Here is a 14,259-nt window from a genome sequence, read left to right as displayed (position 1 = left end):
CACCTTGAAACCTTCGGTCAAATACTTCCCGCTTCGACCATATAATTGTTCGCCGTACACATCGCCGCATCGTCGGAGGCCAGAAACAACACCATGCGCGCGACATAGACCGGGTCGATAAGGTCGGGCAGGCATTGTCGCGCGCGATGCGCCTCAAGTGCGTCGGGCGTCGCCCAGAGGTCTTTCTGCCGGTCCGTCATGATCCAGCCCGGCACGATGGTATTCACGCGAATCCGTTCGCCGCCCAGGTCGCGCGCCATCGTCCGGGTCAGCCCGTGAACGGCGGCCTTGGCGGTGGCATAGGCCGGAAACCCGCCCCCCGCCTCCCACCACGAATTGGAGCCCATATTCACGATGGACCCACCGCCCCGCGCCGCCATGTCGGGCGCGACAGTCTGGATGGCGAAGAACATGTGGCGAAGATTGGTTGCCATGCGCTCGTCCCAATAGGCGGGCGTCACCTCGCGCCAGTCGTGGCGGTCGTCGCGCGCGGCGTTGTTGATCAGGATGTTGGCGGGACCGATCCGCGATTTCAGCGCGGCCAGGCCGTCGCGCAGCGCCGCTATGTCCCGCAGGTCGCAAACTTCATGCGTGACGCCTTGGTGCGCGTCGGACATCGCCTGCGCGCCGCGCGCGTCGATGTCGAGAAAGCCGACCTTCGCCCCCTGTGCGGCAAATGCGGCCACGATCTCGGCCCCGATGCCGGACGCACCGCCGGTCATCATGACGGTCTTTCCGGACAGGGAAGGGTAATGGGCGAAGTCAGGCATCTTTCGCCCTCCGGTCAGATTGGGCAAGCGTTAAGATCAGGTCTTGGAGCGCAGCCGGATCACCACGTCGACCTTGGCGACTTCCATGCCGTCGGGCGTGTCGGGAAGATTGACGATCTGCAACGCTTCGGAGCCCGCGTCCGACAGACGCCCCTCCTCCTCCCAGTAGAAGTGGGGGTGATCGTCCAGCCTGGTATCGAAATAGCTGCCGGTTCCGTCGACCGTGATTTCCTGCACCAGACCGGCGTCGGTGAAGGCCCGCAGCGTATTGTAGACCGTCGCCAGCGACACCTTTTCGCCGGACTGCCGTGTCGCATCATGCAGCCATTCCGCCGTCACATGGCGATCCCGTCCGTCACCCACCAGCAGCGACGCCAACAGAACACGCTGCCGTGTCGGGCGCAGATCGGCGCGGGCCAGCCAGGCCTCGCCTCGGGATTTCTCGGTCGCGGTCACATCCGCAATATAGAGGTGCGACATGACGATTTTCAAACGGATTCGTCCCAGCCTCTGACGGTATGACCGCGCACGCAGGGTTGCGACGTTGAAACATGCGGTGATAGTGGGTTCGAAACACGCCGAGGGGGGCACATGAGCGAATATCCGACCAGCTTCGACCGGGACGACCTGTTGAAATGCGCACGGGGTGAGTTGTTCGGGCCGGGCAATGCGCAGTTGCCCGAACCGCCGATGCTGATGATGGACCGCATCACCGAGATTTCGGGCGATGGCGGACTGCATGGCAAGGGTCATGTGGTCGCCGAATTCGACATCAAACCTGACCTTTGGTTCTTCGACTGCCACTTCCCCGGCAATCCGATCATGCCCGGTTGCCTGGGTCTGGACGGGCTGTGGCAGTTGACCGGGTTCAATCTGGGCTGGCGTGGTTGGCAGGGACGCGGCTATGCGCTGGGAGTGGGCGAGGTCAAGCTGACCGGGATGGTCCGCCCTGACCGCAAGATGCTGACCTACAAGGTGGATTTTACCAAGGCGTTACAGACGCGCCGCCTGACGATGGGTGTCGCAGACGGTATCGTCGAGGCGGATGGTGAAGTCATCTACATCGTCAAGGACATGAAGGTCGCTCTCTCCGAGAGCTGATCCGAACACGTTATTCAAAGGAGCATGCCCATGCTGCGTCGCGTCGTCGTCACCGGGATCGGGATCGTCTCGCCCATCGGAAACACACCGGATGAAGTCGAGGCATCCTTGCGCGCGGGCAAGTCCGGTATCACGTTCTCGGAAAGCTATGCCGAACACGGCTTCCGGTCGCAGATCCACGGCGTGCCGGACATTGTTCTGGAAGACCACATCGACAAGCGCGACCTGCGTTTCATGGGGCCGGGGGCTGCGTTCAACTTCATCGCGATGGAACGCGCGATCGCGGATTCGGGTCTGGAAAAGAACGACGTTTCGAACGAACGCACGGGTCTGGTCATGGGGTCGGGCGGGCCGTCGACGTCGAACTTCTTCACCGCTTTCGACACCGTGATCAACAAGGGCAGTCCCAAGCGCATGGGCCCTTTCATGGTGACACGCTGCATGTCATCGACCAATTCAGCCTGTCTGGCGACGCCATTCGGGATCAAGGGCGTGAACTATTCCATCACTTCGGCCTGCACGACATCTCTTCATTGCATGGGCAACGGGGTCGAGCAGATCCAGTTCGGCAAGCAGGATATCGTGTTCGCCGGGGGCGGCGAGGAAATCGACTGGACGCTGTCGTGCCTGTTCGACGCGATGGGCGCGATGTCGTCCAAGTACAATGATACGCCGGAAACGGCCTCGCGGCCCTATGATGCGACGCGTGACGGGTTCGTCATCGCTGGCGGTGCCGGCGTCGTGGTGCTGGAGGAGCGGGAGCGGGCATTGGCGCGCGGCGCAAAGATCTATGGCGAGGTGACCGGCTACGGCGCGACGTCCGACGGGGCCGATATGGTCGCACCCTCGGGCGAGGGCGGTGAGCGGGCGATGCGTCTGGCCCTGTCGCAACTGCCCGAAGATCGCAAGATCGACTATGTCAACGCGCACGGCACATCGACCCCGGTGGGTGACATCAAGGAAATCGTCGCGCTGCGCAATATTTTCGGCGAGGGGAACACGCCGCCGGTATCGTCCACCAAGTCGATGACCGGCCACAGCCTGGGCGCGACGGGTGTGCAGGAGGCGATCTATTCCATGCTGATGATGAACAAGGGCTTCATCGCGCCGTCGATCAACGTGACGCAACTGGACGAGGCGCTGTCGCCGTCCGAGATCAACACCGAACTGCGCACGGACGTCGAAATCGATAGCGTTCTGTCCAACAGCTTTGGCTTCGGCGGCACCAACGGCACCGTCATCATCTCCAGGCACCGGGACTGATCGCCATGAACATGCAGGGCAAACGCGGCCTCATCATGGGCGTCGCGAACGAGCGGTCGATTGCATGGGGCATCGCCCGCGCGCTTTCACAGGCCGGGGCCGATCTGGCCTTCACCTATCAGGGTGAGGCGTTCGGCAAGCGGCTGGCCCCCTTGGCCGAGACCATCGGAGCCACAACCCTGCTGGATGTGGACGTGACCGACGACGCCTCGCTGGATGCGGCCTTCGCGGAGCTGGAGAAGGGCGACAAGCTGGACTTCGTGATCCATGCCATCGCCTTTTCGGACAAATCCGAACTGACGGGGCGATTCGTCGACACCAGCCGGGCCAACTTCAAGCATTCGCTGGATATTTCCTGTTATTCATTGATCGAAGTGGCGCGCCGGGCCGCCCCCCTGATGACCCACGGCGGCAGCATCGTGACGCTGACCTTCGAAGGCTCGCGGCGGGTCATGCCGTTCTACAATGTCATGGGTGTTGCCAAGGCCGCGCTGGAGGCTTCGGTGCGATACCTTGCGTCCGATCTGGGGGCCGACGGCATCCGCGTGAACGCCATCAGTCCCGGCCCGATGAAGACTTTGGCGGGGGCCGCAATCGGCGGGGCACGCAAGACATTCCGTCATGCCGAGGCAAATGCCCCGATGCGCGCCAATGCGACCCTCGAGGCGATCGGCGGGACAGCCCTTTACCTGTGTTCCGACGTCGGAGCCGCGACGACGGGCGAAGTGATTCATGTCGATGGCGGCTATCACATCATGGGAATGCCCCGGCCTGATAATCTTTGACGGCGTTTTCGGTTTCGGCGGAAAAGTGATTAACGGTACTGCCAATTCCGGCGGATCGTTGCCGGAAAACGCTTTATAACACGCAAATCCGGCCCTTTTTAAGGGGGTTTGGCCCTAATCTTGCCAAGTCTGTCGGGCATCCTGTGTGGGTGGAATCTAATCTATCCGACTGCGGGCAATATTCATGTCGATCAATTTTCGGTCTTTCTTCCGGTGCGAAGACGGCACCATCACCTTTGACTGGGTGGTCCTGACCGGTGTCATCCTTGGCACCGGCATGGCGATCACAGGCAGCGTGACACGCGGCATCGAGTCCGCTTCGTTGGGCACGACCTCGCAATTGCGCGGTCAGGTGATCCGTCAAAGTTTCGGCGCGGACCTGTGTTCCACGGGGATAGATGGACTGCGCGACCGGGAAGCGGCGCGAATCGCGTCTGGCGGTTCCGATCCCGTGGACATCGCCGACTGGATGGCAACCTATGGCGACACCCTGTCTGACATGGCCCTGCTGAGCGAGCGGGACCGTCTGGTGGCGGCCAATCGCGGCATACCGAACTGGACCCGCAACAAGACGATCCAGTCCCTGATGGAATGCAGCATGACCCGGCGCGGTCTGGGTTAGCGCCTCTCGACTAGGATCAGACAGCGTGGCAGGGTCGCGCCCGACGTATCAAAGGGGCGTGACATGGCCATCGACACCTGCATTTTCGACGCCTACGGAACATTGTTCGACGTGACATCGGCCGCGCGACAGGCGTCGGAGGACCCGGCATTCCCCGCCCTGGCCGATACGTGGCAGACGCTGGCTACCGTATGGCGCGACAAGCAGCTGCAATACACTTGGCTGCGTGCCATCACCGGCGATCACAGCGATTTCTGGCAGGTCACGACCGAGGCGCTCGACTATGCGCTTGATGCGGCCGATCTGGCTGGAGACGCGGCGCTGCGCGACCGTCTGAAGCAGCTTTACTGGGAGTTGTCGGCCTATCCCGAAGTGCCGGACATGCTGGGCGCGTTGAAAGATGCGAACCTGGCGACCGGCATCCTGTCGAACGGATCGCCCGAAATGTTGCAGGGTGCGGTCAACTCGGCAGGTATCGGACGCCTGCTGGATCACGTGTTGTCGGTCGAATCCGTCGGCATCTTCAAACCATCGTCCAAGGTCTACGATCTGGTCGGGCGGGCGTTTGGCTGCGAGGCGGGCAACGTCCTGTTCGTGTCGTCCAATGGCTGGGACGCGGCGGCGGCGACGGGATACGGGTTCACCACCGCCTGGGTAAACCGTATGGGCCTGCCGGTGGATCGCCTGCCGTGGACGCCGACGCACATTCTGACCGATCTGTCGGATATCCCCGATCTGGCGGGCCGCGCCTGATGCCCGAATTCAGGACATCGGACAATCTGCGCCTCTGGTACGAGGATCAGGGCGATGGCCAACCGCTTTTGTGCCTGTCCGGCCTGACGCGCAATTCGACCGATTTCGACTATGTGCTGCCCTATCTTCTGGGCGAACACCGGGTGATCCGGCTGGATTATCGCGGGCGCGGCAAATCGCAGCGCGCGCCCGACTGGAAGACCTATACCATCCCGACCGAAGCGCGGGACGTGCTGGAACTGCTGGACGAACTGGGGCTTGCCCAAGTGCCGATCATCGGCACGTCGCGCGGTGGACTGATCGGAATGGCGCTGGCGATGCTGGCCAAGGACCGTCTGGGCGGGTTGTGTCTGGTGGATATCGGCCCGGAACTGGCGGAAGAGGGATTGGATGTCATCAAGGATTACGTCGGCCTGAACCCGTCGGCCAAGACCTATGAGGAGGCGGCGCTGGAACGCGCGACGCTGATGGCCGGCTTCGATAACGTGCCCGCCGACCGCTGGCGCGACGAAGTGCACCATCACTACCGCGAGACCGACAACGGGCTGGTCATCAACTACGATGCCAGGCTGCGCGATGCGGTGCTGGATGGCGGGACGCAGCCGGTGGCCGATCTCTGGCCGCTGTTCGACGCGCTGGAAGGTTTGCCGCTGGCCTGCATCCGGGGCGCGAACTCCGATCTGCTGACGCCCGAGACGCTGGCCGAGATGGCGCGCCGCCGCCCCGACATGATCGTGGCCGAAGTGCCGGGGCGCGGCCATGTTCCGTTTCTGGACGAACCCGAGGCATTGGAGGCGCTGAACGAATGGACGATGCTTTTGTGATCGATGTGGTGACGCTTGCGGACATCCGCGCCGCGGCGGATCGCCTGCGCGGACATGCCGTTCGCACGCCGCTTTTAAATGCTCCCTCGCTGGATGCGACTTTCGGGCGGCGTATCTTCGTCAAGGCGGAGTGCCTGCAAAAGACCGGCAGCTTCAAGTTTCGCGGTGGCTTCAACGCCGTCAGCCAGACCTCGGGCGGTGTGGTCGCGTTTTCGTCGGGCAACCACGCGCAGGGCGTCGCGCTGGCGGCCCGGATGCTGGGACGCGAGGCGGTGATCGTCATGCCGTCCGACGCGCCAGCGATAAAGATCGGCAACACGCGGGGGTACGGGGCCGAAGTCGTGTTGTTCGACCGCGCGACCGAGGACCGGGACGCCATAGGTGCAGCACTGGTCGCGGAGCGTGGCCTGACCCTCGTGAAGCCCTACGACGACCCGCGCGTCATCGCGGGGCAGGGCACCTGCGGGCTGGAAATGGTCGAGGATCTGCCAGAAGACCTCGACGAGGTGCTGGTCTGCTGCGGGGGCGGCGGTCTGACCTCGGGCGTGGCACTGGCGCTGGAAGGTCGCGCGTCCGTCCGCCCGGTGGAGCCTGAGGGCTTCGACGACGTCACCCGGTCGCTGATAGCGGGCCAACGGCTGTCGAACGCGACGATGACAGGTTCGGTTTGCGATGCGGTTATGACGCCTTCTCCAGGTGAAGTCACGTTTCCCATCCTGTCGCGCTTGTGTGGCCCCGGCCTCGTCGTCACCGACGAGGAGGCTTTGCGTGCCATGGCAATAGCGTGGAAGCATCTGCGGATCGTGTTGGAACCGGGTGGTGCCATCGCCCTGGCGGCGGGACTGTTCCATCACGAGGGCGATGTCGCAGTGGTGGCGTCGGGCGGAAATGTCGACGCTCAGATATTCGCCCGCGCTCTGGCAATGGTCTGACGGCGATACATCCCTCAGGCTATCAGCATCAGGGCAGACGCCACCAGAAAGGAGGCACCGGGAAAACGCCGCCCCCTTTTAGTGGCCAGATTGAACACCCGCGTCATCCGCAGGGCTGAGATGATGGCCGCGATGGCCGTAATTGATGCGAAGACACCTTGCAATTCCCCCTGCGCATCGTCCGCCGTAACCCGGCTGGCCAGCCCCGGTATGGCAGGCTGGACCAAGGCCACACAGAACAACAACACCGTGCGGCTTCGGCTCGGCCAAAGGTCCGACCTTTCGGCGTTGGGCTGCCAAGGAAAAAGCCCGGCGCGAGGGGCACCGGGCTAGGCAGAGTATAGAGAGAAAGGAACGCGCGTCAGCTGTTGCCGCGACGTTCCTCGAAGCTCATTTCGATGAAGCCGGGGACATGATCGCCCAACCCAACAACGCGCGGGCCGTTGTCCCTGTCGCCACCACGTCCACGTCCGCCGCGCGATCGCGATGACGATGCGCCGCTGCGATCTTCCTGCTGACGGGGCTGGTTGCGCGCCTCGGTCCGGGGTTCATTTCGCGTGTCGGGCTTTTGTTCGCGCCGCGCCTCGTTGCGCGCCTTGGTCCTGGTATCAGCTTCCTTCACCTCAGGCTGGGGCGTCTCGGCTGCCGGTGCATCGACTTTCTTGGACCGGGACCGCGTGCGCGACGAAGTGCGCTTGGGCGCTTCTTCCTCGGCAGCAGCCTCTTCGCGCTTGCTGACACCCGGTGGAGTCCAGGGGTTTTCGCCGCGCGGAAGTTCAGTTTTTACCAATGACTGGATCGCATCCAGATACTTGGCATCCGATGGCGTCGACAGGGTATAGGCCGTGCCCAACTTGCCCGCGCGTCCGGTCCGACCGATGCGGTGGACATAATCCTCGGCATGGCTCGGCACGTCGAAGTTGAACACATGGCTGACATTGGGAATATCCAGACCGCGCGCCGCCACGTCGGAGGCTACGAGGAACCGGATCGATCCGTCGCGAAACCCGTCCAGGGTGCGTGTGCGCTGCGACTGCTCCAGATCGCCATGGATCGGCTCGGCATTGTAGCCATGCTTTTTCAGCGATTTGGCAACGACATCCACTTCGGTTTTCCGATTGCAGAAAATGATCGCATTGCGGCAATCGTCGCCGTCACGTTCAATGATCGCGCGCAGGATTTCGCGTTTGTCCTTGGCTGCCATATCGCGCCGCTTGGGCGTATGTTCCACAAGGATCTGCGTGATGGTCTGCGACGTCGTGTTCTGACGTTCGACCTCGATCTTTTCGGGGTTGGACAGGAACTTGTTGGTGATCCGCTCGATCTCGGGGGCCATCGTGGCCGAAAAGAACAGCGTCTGGCGGGTGAAGGGCGTCATCTCGAAGATGCGCTCGATATCGGGGATGAACCCCATGTCCAGCATCCGGTCGGCCTCGTCCACGACCATGATCTCGACGCCTGTTAGCAAGAGCTTGCCGCGCTCGAAGTGGTCGATCAGGCGGCCCGGAGTCGCGATCAGGACATCGACGCCCCGGTCGATCAGCATGTCCTGTTCCTTGAACGAGACGCCACCGATCAGAAGGGCCTTCTTGAGTCGCGATCCCTTGGCATAGGTATCGAAGTTCTCGGCCACCTGCGCGGCCAGTTCCCGCGTCGGCGCCAGTACAAGCGACCGGGGCATCCGGGCGCGGGCACGACCCTTGCCCAGCAGCGTGATCATCGGAAGGGTGAAACTGGCGGTCTTGCCGGTGCCGGTCTGGGCAATGCCCAATACATCGCGCCCTTCCAGTGCTGGCGGGATCGCTCCGGCCTGAATCGGGGTGGGAGTTGTATAGCCGGCGGCCTCGATGGCCTTGAGAACCTTCGGATCGAGGTTCAGGTCGGAAAAGCTTGTCATGTGCGTCCTGGTTGGAGTCGTGGGCCGTATTGCCCGAACTCTGGGGTGGCGGGACGCCCATCACTCATGCGCCCCTCGGTATTGCATCTGCCGGACAATCCTTATCCGTGCGTTGCCGCACTAACAAAGCGTGTGCGCGTGGTCAACGCACGTGGCATTCTAAGGAACGCTGAAGGGGTCCGAAGGGTTCCTCTGGACTGACCAACCGCACATAGGAGAGTACAATGCCGAAAAAATATGGAAGCGCCCATTGGGAAGGTGACCTCAAAGAAGGCAAGGGGACGGTCTCCGTCGAATCAGGTGCGATCGAGGATCAGCCCTACGGCTTCAACACGCGGTTCGAGGACAAGCCCGGCACCAACCCAGAGGAATTGGTGGCCGCAGCCCATGCGTCCTGTTTCTCGATGGCCCTGTCCATGGTTCTGGGCGAGGCCGGAATGACAGCTTCGGAAATCGATACACGGGCAACGGTGACGCTCGATCAGGTCGACGGCGGCTTTGCCGTCACCAAGTCGCATCTGGATGTGACTGTCAGTGTTCCTGACGGCGACCCGGACAAGGTGATGGAAGCCTGCGAAGGTGCCAAGGCGAACTGTCCGATCTCCAAGCTGCTGACAGCCGAGATCACGATGGACGCCAAGGTCGTCTAACCGGCGGGCGGCGGGACGCCGGACGCATCCGTCCGGTCGGACCGCTGCGCCGCCACCTGCCCCGATGCGGAGGGGTGCAGGCGCGGACGATATCCGGTCAGGAGTACGGCGCACATCGGAGGGGCGGTCAGGACGTCGACCCGTCCCTCTGGCAATGCGACAGGTTGGCCATACCCTTCGGGCGCATAGGGCCGGGCCGCACCGTCGACTACCAGAAAGTCGGACCCGCCTGTCCGGAACATCGCTCCATGCGGCAGCGTCCGCGCCTCGGCCCTGTGACAGCGCAACATATGCCCGCCGGGCTGCGCCCGTGCCCCGTGCAGGATCGCGTCCGCGGACCTGGGGCCGGGCCATTTGCCAAACGCGCCCTCCCAGGCCTGCGCGAACGCGAGATAATCGTTCCGCCGACACTGACCGCAGGGCCGATGCCCCGCCGCCATCGCCACCGCCTCGTCCAGGAAGAAAAGCGCTGTCCAACGTCCTTGCGGCATGATCGCCCTGTGCCGTCCGCGAAACGATACCTCGCAGCAGACCCAATTCCTGTGCTTCCATCGCGCCAGGCCGATTACCCCATCGCGATGCAGCACCCCCCGGTTGCCCATCAACATGCCGCGCGCAGGCGTCGCCAGAAATGTGCCGTCCGGCTGAACCCGGTTGGGATGCGTCACCCTTCGATCGCGGATACAAGCGCCCCGAGATCGGCATCATCCCCGGCCTGCGTTTCGATCCGGTCGCGCATCACCGGATCGCTGGCGCCCAATTCGGCCAGCGGATCGGCCAGAACTGCGGCCCCCGGCAGGCCCGCACCTGCGCGGATCGCGGCCAGCGCCAGATCCGGGTCGTCGGCAATCAGCGCATCCATCACCGCGCCGGTCCAGGCATCCGGCGTGTCGGCCTCCGCATCGGGCGTCGACAGATACCCGATCAGCCGCACCGCAAAGCGATCCAGCGGCAGATCGCCCGGCGGCAGGGCATCGGTCGTCTCCGACAGGCCGAGCGAGGCGGCGACCATACCGCGCGGGATCACACCATCATCTCCTTGGTGGCAGACAACGTCACCGCCGGGTGGTCGCGTTCGATCCGGTCGATGTCCCATTGCAGACGGGTCAGGAACACCGGGTCGCCGTCGTTGTCATGGGCGATGTGCTGCGGATTCTTCGCCACCACGCCCTCGACCGCATCCTTCGCCCCCGACAACCAGCGCGCCGACTGGAACTGCGACTGGTCGAACCGGACGGGAAGGCCGTATTCCAGCTCGATCCGCGACGCCAGGACCTCGAACTGCAACTGGCCGACGACGCCCACGATGAAACCCGATCCGATGGCGGGTTTGAATACCTTGGCCGCGCCTTCCTCGGCAAACTGCATCAGCGCCTTTTCAAGATGCTTGGCCTTCATCGGGTCGCCTGCACGGACGCCCTGCAACAACTCCGGCGCGAAACTGGGGATGCCGGTGAAGCGCAACGCTTCACCCTCGGTCAGCGCGTCGCCGATGCGAAGCTGGCCGTGGTTCGGAATGCCGATGATATCACCGGCCCAGGCCTCTTCGGCCAACTCGCGGTCGGCCGCCAGAAACAGCACCGGGTTCGAAATCGCCATCTGCTTTTTCGACCGCACATGCGTCAGTTTCATGCCTCGCTGAAAATGCCCGGATGCCAGCCGCACGAAGGCCACCCGGTCGCGGTGTTTGGGGTCCATGTTGGCCTGAACCTTGAAGACGAAGCCGGTCACCGCCGTCTCGTCCGGGCTGATCTGTCGCGGTTCGGCGCGCTGCGGTTGCGGTTCGGGACCGAATTCGGCGATTCCCGTCATCAACTCCTGCACACCGAAGCTGTTGATTGCGGAGCCGAACCAGATTGGCGTCAGCGATCCTTCGAGGAAGGCATCGCGGTCCATCGCTGGCAGCAGCTCCCGCGCCATCTCCAGCTCCTCGCGCAGTTTGTCCAGCAACTCCGCCGGGACGTGCTGCGCAAGTTTCGGGTCGTCCAACCCGCTGATCCGGATGGTCTCCGCAACTTTGTTCCGGTCGGCACGGTCCATCAGCTCCAGCCGGTCATGGAGCAGGTCATAGCAGCCGATGAATTCGCGCCCGACCCCGATGGGCCAGGACGCAGGCGTTACGTCGATGGCCAGATTTTCCTGAATCTCGTCGATGATCTCGAAGGTATCGCGGCTTTCGCGGTCCATCTTGTTGCAAAACGTCAGGATCGGCAGATCGCGCATCCGGCAGACTTCGAACAGTTTCTGCGTCTGGCTTTCCACACCCTTTGCGCCGTCGATCACCATCACGGCGGCGTCCACGGCAGTCAGTGTGCGATAGGTATCCTCGGAAAAATCCGAGTGGCCCGGCGTGTCCACCAGATTGAACCGGAATTCCCGATCCTTGCCCGCGAAATCGAACGACATCGCCGAGGCGCTGACCGAGATGCCGCGATCCTGCTCCATCTTCATGAAATCCGACCGCGTGCGCCGCGCCTCGCCCTTGGCTCGGACCTGACCGGCCATCTGGATCGCACCGCCATACAGCAGGAACTTTTCGGTCAGCGTCGTCTTCCCCGCGTCGGGGTGAGAGATGATCGCGAAGGTCCGGCGACGGCCGATTTCCGGCGGAAGCGGGGGGCGGTAGGGAATCTGGGTGTCTGGCATCTGCGCGATATAGGCGGGCCGGGTGCGCGCCGCAATCGGGCGCTGCGTCGGCAGGATGTTTGGGGTTGGGGTGCCAGCGTCCTGCCGTGAAAACAACAGGAGGCGGGTCATCGATACATTTCGACTACCGACTGGTCCTGTCGAAGGATCGGGATCGTCATTTTGCTGGCCTCGGGGGGCGACGCGACATCCTGTGCCCGCACCGCAAGCCGCCGGTCGGTCCGACTCAATGCGCGGGTTCAACCACCGGGTCGATCAGGGTGCGTCCCCCGTCGACGGTCAGCACCTGACCGATCATGAAGGCCGAAGCATCCGACGCCAGAAACTGCACCGTCTCCGCCAATTCTGAGGGCGAGGCGATGCGGCCCATTGGTGTGGCGTCGATAATGGCCTGTCGCAGCCCGTCTGCTTCGCCCAATCGGGACCGCAGGTTGGCCGACATGACCGACCCGACCGCGACGCCATTCACACGAATGCGCTCGGGGGCCAGACTGACCGCCATGCTGCGTGTCGCCTGATCCAGCGCGGCCGCGCTGATCGAATAGGCCAGCAACTCCGGCTGCGTCCGCCGTCCCGCGATGGAGCTGATGTTGACGATGGTGCCGACAGTGCCTTCGTCCCGGCCATCGGTTTCGGCCTGATGGATCATACGCTTGGCGACTGCCTGGGACAGGCGCAGGGCGGTCATCAGGTTTTGTTCCAGCAAGGTCGCCACGCTGTCGTCTTCCGGGTCCAGCGGATCGGTCGCCATGATTTGCCGCGAGGCATTCACCAGAATATCGACCCGGTCATAGGCGTCTATGGTCGCTGACAACAGGTTCGCGATGGTCAGACGTTCGCGTAAATCGCCCGCGAAATATCGCAGCCGTGCGCCGTCCTCGACCTGCGCGTCGCCGACTTCGTCGTGCAGCCGCTCCTCGTCGCGGTCGGCGAACATGACGTTTGCACCCTGCTCGATGAAATGCCGCGCGATGGCCAGACCGACGCCGTTGGCCGCGCCCGTTACGATGGCGGTCTTGCCCTCGATGCTATTGCTCATCTGTGTCCCCGCTGGCGTTTCGGTCGGCGTGCTTCGATCACTTTGTAACCACTGGCATCCGCCAGAACCACATGGTCGGCAAAGGCGGCGGTCAGCGTTTCTTCATAGGGCAAATGCCGGTTCGCCACCATCACAAGCCGCCCGCCGGGCGTCAGAAGGCGTGCGGCTGCCATCACGAAACCGCGGCCGATCGACGGGTCCGCCTTGCGCGCGGTGTGAAACGGCGGGTTCGATACGACCACATCGAACGGGCCGCCGGTCCATATCGTCGCATCGGCCCAGTGGAAGGTGGCGCGGGCATCGGTGATATTGGCAAGGGCGCAGGTCAATGCCTCATGCTCCGCTTCGACAAGGTCACAGGCTGTTACCTTGTCGGACGCCAGAACCTGTCGCGCCAGATAGCCCCACCCCGCGCCGAGATCGCAGACCCGGCCTGATATGCCACCCAGATGCGCGGCCAGAAGCGCCGATCCGGGGTCGATACCGTCGGCGGAAAACACTCCGGCCCGCGTCGTGAATCCGTCGACCTGTGTCGGTACTGCGGCCCAGCCTACGGGCACCGGACCCGCCGGAAAGGCAAAGCATTTGCCATGCGCCTTGGCAAAAACCTGACCCACCTCAAAGACCGCACGGCATAGCCTGACCACCGAATCGATGCCGTCGCCCTTGGCTCCGTCCACCACCACCGGTGCACCGGCGGGCACGGCTGCGCAGGCGCGGGCGATCATATCGAAGGTCAATGCCTTGGATCGCGATGCGAAGACGACCGCCGAATCGAACGCCCCCTCGACCTCGGCGGCGACCTGCACACCCCGGCCCGAGAGCGCATCATGATCGGGCCGGAACCCATGCACCGCAACCACGTCCTCCGGCAGGCCGTCCAGATCCAGGTCGGCGGGCGGACGCAGCAGCAGAACGCGCCCCGGCGGCAGGCTTACGGCATCGGCCGCAAGGGCGAGGGACAGGCGTTCATTCAT

General features: G+C 63.5%; 17 protein-coding genes. 8 read left to right on the top strand and 9 right to left on the bottom strand.

Going from position 1 to position 14,259, the window contains the following annotated elements; all coding sequences use genetic code 11:
- Positions 1 to 17: 17 nt before the first annotated feature.
- The gene (locus tag BMY38_RS16750) at positions 18 to 770 is read right to left on the bottom strand and encodes an SDR family NAD(P)-dependent oxidoreductase (RefSeq protein ID WP_092765003.1); all 753 of its coding nucleotides are present in this window, start codon (positions 768 to 770) and stop codon (positions 18 to 20) included.
- 36 nt (positions 771 to 806) lie between these two features.
- Entirely contained in the window at positions 807 to 1,250 is a 444-nt protein-coding gene (gene irrA, locus BMY38_RS16745; RefSeq protein ID WP_092765058.1) for an iron response transcriptional regulator IrrA, read from the bottom strand.
- Positions 1,251 to 1,361: 111 nt separating this feature from the next.
- On the opposite strand from irrA, the gene fabA reads away from it, so the two are divergent.
- The 7 genes from fabA (at position 1,362) to BMY38_RS16710 (ending at position 7,050) form a co-directional block, all read left to right on the top strand.
- Positions 1,362 to 1,871 (top strand): bifunctional 3-hydroxydecanoyl-ACP dehydratase/trans-2-decenoyl-ACP isomerase, encoded by a 510-nt coding sequence (fabA, locus tag BMY38_RS16740; protein WP_092765001.1) that lies wholly within the window; start codon positions 1,362 to 1,364, stop codon positions 1,869 to 1,871.
- A gap of 33 nt (positions 1,872 to 1,904) precedes the next feature.
- On the top strand, positions 1,905 to 3,134 hold the full coding sequence (fabB, locus tag BMY38_RS16735; protein WP_092765056.1) for a beta-ketoacyl-ACP synthase I: 1,230 nt from the start codon (positions 1,905 to 1,907) through the stop codon (positions 3,132 to 3,134).
- Between the two features lie 11 nt (positions 3,135 to 3,145).
- A complete protein-coding gene (locus BMY38_RS16730) occupies positions 3,146 to 3,919 on the top strand; it encodes an enoyl-ACP reductase FabI (RefSeq protein ID WP_175495933.1) in 774 nt (257 codons plus the stop codon).
- 184 nt (positions 3,920 to 4,103) lie between these two features.
- Positions 4,104 to 4,541, top strand: a complete 438-nt coding sequence (locus BMY38_RS16725) for a hypothetical protein (RefSeq protein ID WP_092764997.1) — start codon at positions 4,104 to 4,106, stop codon at positions 4,539 to 4,541.
- Between the two features lie 63 nt (positions 4,542 to 4,604).
- Positions 4,605 to 5,294 carry a haloacid dehalogenase type II gene (locus tag BMY38_RS16720; protein ID WP_092764995.1) on the top strand — a complete coding sequence of 230 codons (690 nt, stop codon included), beginning with the start codon at positions 4,605 to 4,607 and terminating at the stop codon, positions 5,292 to 5,294.
- Positions 5,294 to 6,118 carry an alpha/beta fold hydrolase gene (locus tag BMY38_RS16715; protein WP_092764993.1) on the top strand — a complete coding sequence of 275 codons (825 nt, stop codon included), beginning with the start codon at positions 5,294 to 5,296 and terminating at the stop codon, positions 6,116 to 6,118. Before BMY38_RS16720 ends, BMY38_RS16715 begins: the two co-directional genes overlap by 1 nt.
- Positions 6,119 to 6,123: 5 nt before the next feature.
- Complete coding sequence (locus BMY38_RS16710) at positions 6,124 to 7,050, top strand: threonine ammonia-lyase (protein WP_092765054.1); 927 nt, start codon at positions 6,124 to 6,126, stop codon at positions 7,048 to 7,050.
- A gap of 14 nt (positions 7,051 to 7,064) precedes the next feature.
- Here BMY38_RS16710 and BMY38_RS16705 read toward each other — a convergent pair whose 3' ends face one another.
- Positions 7,065 to 7,298: a hypothetical protein gene (locus tag BMY38_RS16705; protein WP_092764991.1), complete on the bottom strand. Its 234-nt coding sequence runs from the start codon at positions 7,296 to 7,298 to the stop codon at positions 7,065 to 7,067.
- 113 nt (positions 7,299 to 7,411) lie between these two features.
- Positions 7,412 to 8,947 carry a DEAD/DEAH box helicase gene (locus BMY38_RS16700; RefSeq protein WP_092764989.1) on the bottom strand — a complete coding sequence of 512 codons (1,536 nt, stop codon included), beginning with the start codon at positions 8,945 to 8,947 and terminating at the stop codon, positions 7,412 to 7,414.
- A 224-nt stretch (positions 8,948 to 9,171) separates the two neighbouring features.
- Between BMY38_RS16700 and BMY38_RS16695 the strand changes: the two genes are divergently transcribed.
- Complete coding sequence (locus tag BMY38_RS16695) at positions 9,172 to 9,597, top strand: OsmC family protein (RefSeq protein WP_092764987.1); 426 nt, start codon at positions 9,172 to 9,174, stop codon at positions 9,595 to 9,597.
- On the opposite strand, the gene BMY38_RS16690 is transcribed toward BMY38_RS16695, so the two are convergent.
- The 5 genes from BMY38_RS16690 to BMY38_RS16670 form a co-directional block, all read right to left on the bottom strand.
- A complete protein-coding gene (locus tag BMY38_RS16690) occupies positions 9,594 to 10,265 on the bottom strand; it encodes a hypothetical protein (RefSeq protein ID WP_175495929.1) in 672 nt (223 codons plus the stop codon). The two genes, BMY38_RS16695 and BMY38_RS16690, sit on opposite strands and share 4 nt — an antisense overlap.
- On the bottom strand, positions 10,262 to 10,624 hold the full coding sequence (locus tag BMY38_RS16685) for a hypothetical protein (protein ID WP_092764985.1): 363 nt from the start codon (positions 10,622 to 10,624) through the stop codon (positions 10,262 to 10,264). Before BMY38_RS16685 ends, BMY38_RS16690 begins: the two co-directional genes overlap by 4 nt.
- Entirely contained in the window at positions 10,621 to 12,243 is a 1,623-nt protein-coding gene (locus BMY38_RS16680; protein ID WP_175495932.1) for a peptide chain release factor 3, read from the bottom strand. The genes BMY38_RS16685 and BMY38_RS16680 overlap by 4 nt, the downstream gene beginning before the upstream one ends.
- A gap of 226 nt (positions 12,244 to 12,469) precedes the next feature.
- Positions 12,470 to 13,282 (bottom strand): SDR family NAD(P)-dependent oxidoreductase, encoded by an 813-nt coding sequence (locus tag BMY38_RS16675; RefSeq protein ID WP_092764983.1) that lies wholly within the window; start codon positions 13,280 to 13,282, stop codon positions 12,470 to 12,472.
- Positions 13,279 to 14,259, bottom strand: a complete 981-nt coding sequence (locus BMY38_RS16670; RefSeq protein WP_092764981.1) for a class I SAM-dependent methyltransferase — start codon at positions 14,257 to 14,259, stop codon at positions 13,279 to 13,281. The genes BMY38_RS16675 and BMY38_RS16670 overlap by 4 nt, the downstream gene beginning before the upstream one ends.

Source organism: Jannaschia helgolandensis (genome assembly GCF_900109285.1).
GTDB classification, from domain to species: Bacteria; Pseudomonadota; Alphaproteobacteria; order Rhodobacterales; family Rhodobacteraceae; genus Jannaschia; species Jannaschia helgolandensis.
The sequence above is the reverse complement of the archived record's forward strand: the minus strand, read 5'-3'. Positions and strand labels throughout refer to the sequence as shown.

Bases quoted from the DNA above. Each gene is read 5' to 3' on its own strand.
- BMY38_RS16750 (WP_092765003.1), bottom strand. From the start codon at position 770: ATGCCTGACTTCGCCCATTACCCTTCCCTGTCCGGAAAGACCGTCATG.
- irrA (WP_092765058.1), bottom strand. From the start codon at position 1,250: ATGTCGCACCTCTATATTGCGGATGTGACCGCGACCGAGAAATCCCGA.
- fabA (WP_092765001.1), top strand. From the start codon at position 1,362: ATGAGCGAATATCCGACCAGCTTCGACCGGGACGACCTGTTGAAATGC.
- BMY38_RS16730 (WP_175495933.1), top strand. From the start codon at position 3,146: ATGCAGGGCAAACGCGGCCTCATCATGGGCGTCGCGAACGAGCGGTCG.
- BMY38_RS16725 (WP_092764997.1), top strand. From the start codon at position 4,104: ATGTCGATCAATTTTCGGTCTTTCTTCCGGTGCGAAGACGGCACCATC.
- BMY38_RS16720 (WP_092764995.1), top strand. From the start codon at position 4,605: ATGGCCATCGACACCTGCATTTTCGACGCCTACGGAACATTGTTCGAC.
- BMY38_RS16715 (WP_092764993.1), top strand. From the start codon at position 5,294: ATGCCCGAATTCAGGACATCGGACAATCTGCGCCTCTGGTACGAGGAT.
- BMY38_RS16700 (WP_092764989.1), bottom strand. From the start codon at position 8,947: ATGACAAGCTTTTCCGACCTGAACCTCGATCCGAAGGTTCTCAAGGCC.
- BMY38_RS16695 (WP_092764987.1), top strand. From the start codon at position 9,172: ATGCCGAAAAAATATGGAAGCGCCCATTGGGAAGGTGACCTCAAAGAA.
- BMY38_RS16680 (WP_175495932.1), bottom strand. From the start codon at position 12,243: ATGCCAGACACCCAGATTCCCTACCGCCCCCCGCTTCCGCCGGAAATC.
- BMY38_RS16675 (WP_092764983.1), bottom strand. From the start codon at position 13,282: ATGAGCAATAGCATCGAGGGCAAGACCGCCATCGTAACGGGCGCGGCC.
- BMY38_RS16670 (WP_092764981.1), bottom strand. From the start codon at position 14,259: ATGAATGAACGCCTGTCCCTCGCCCTTGCGGCCGATGCCGTAAGCCTG.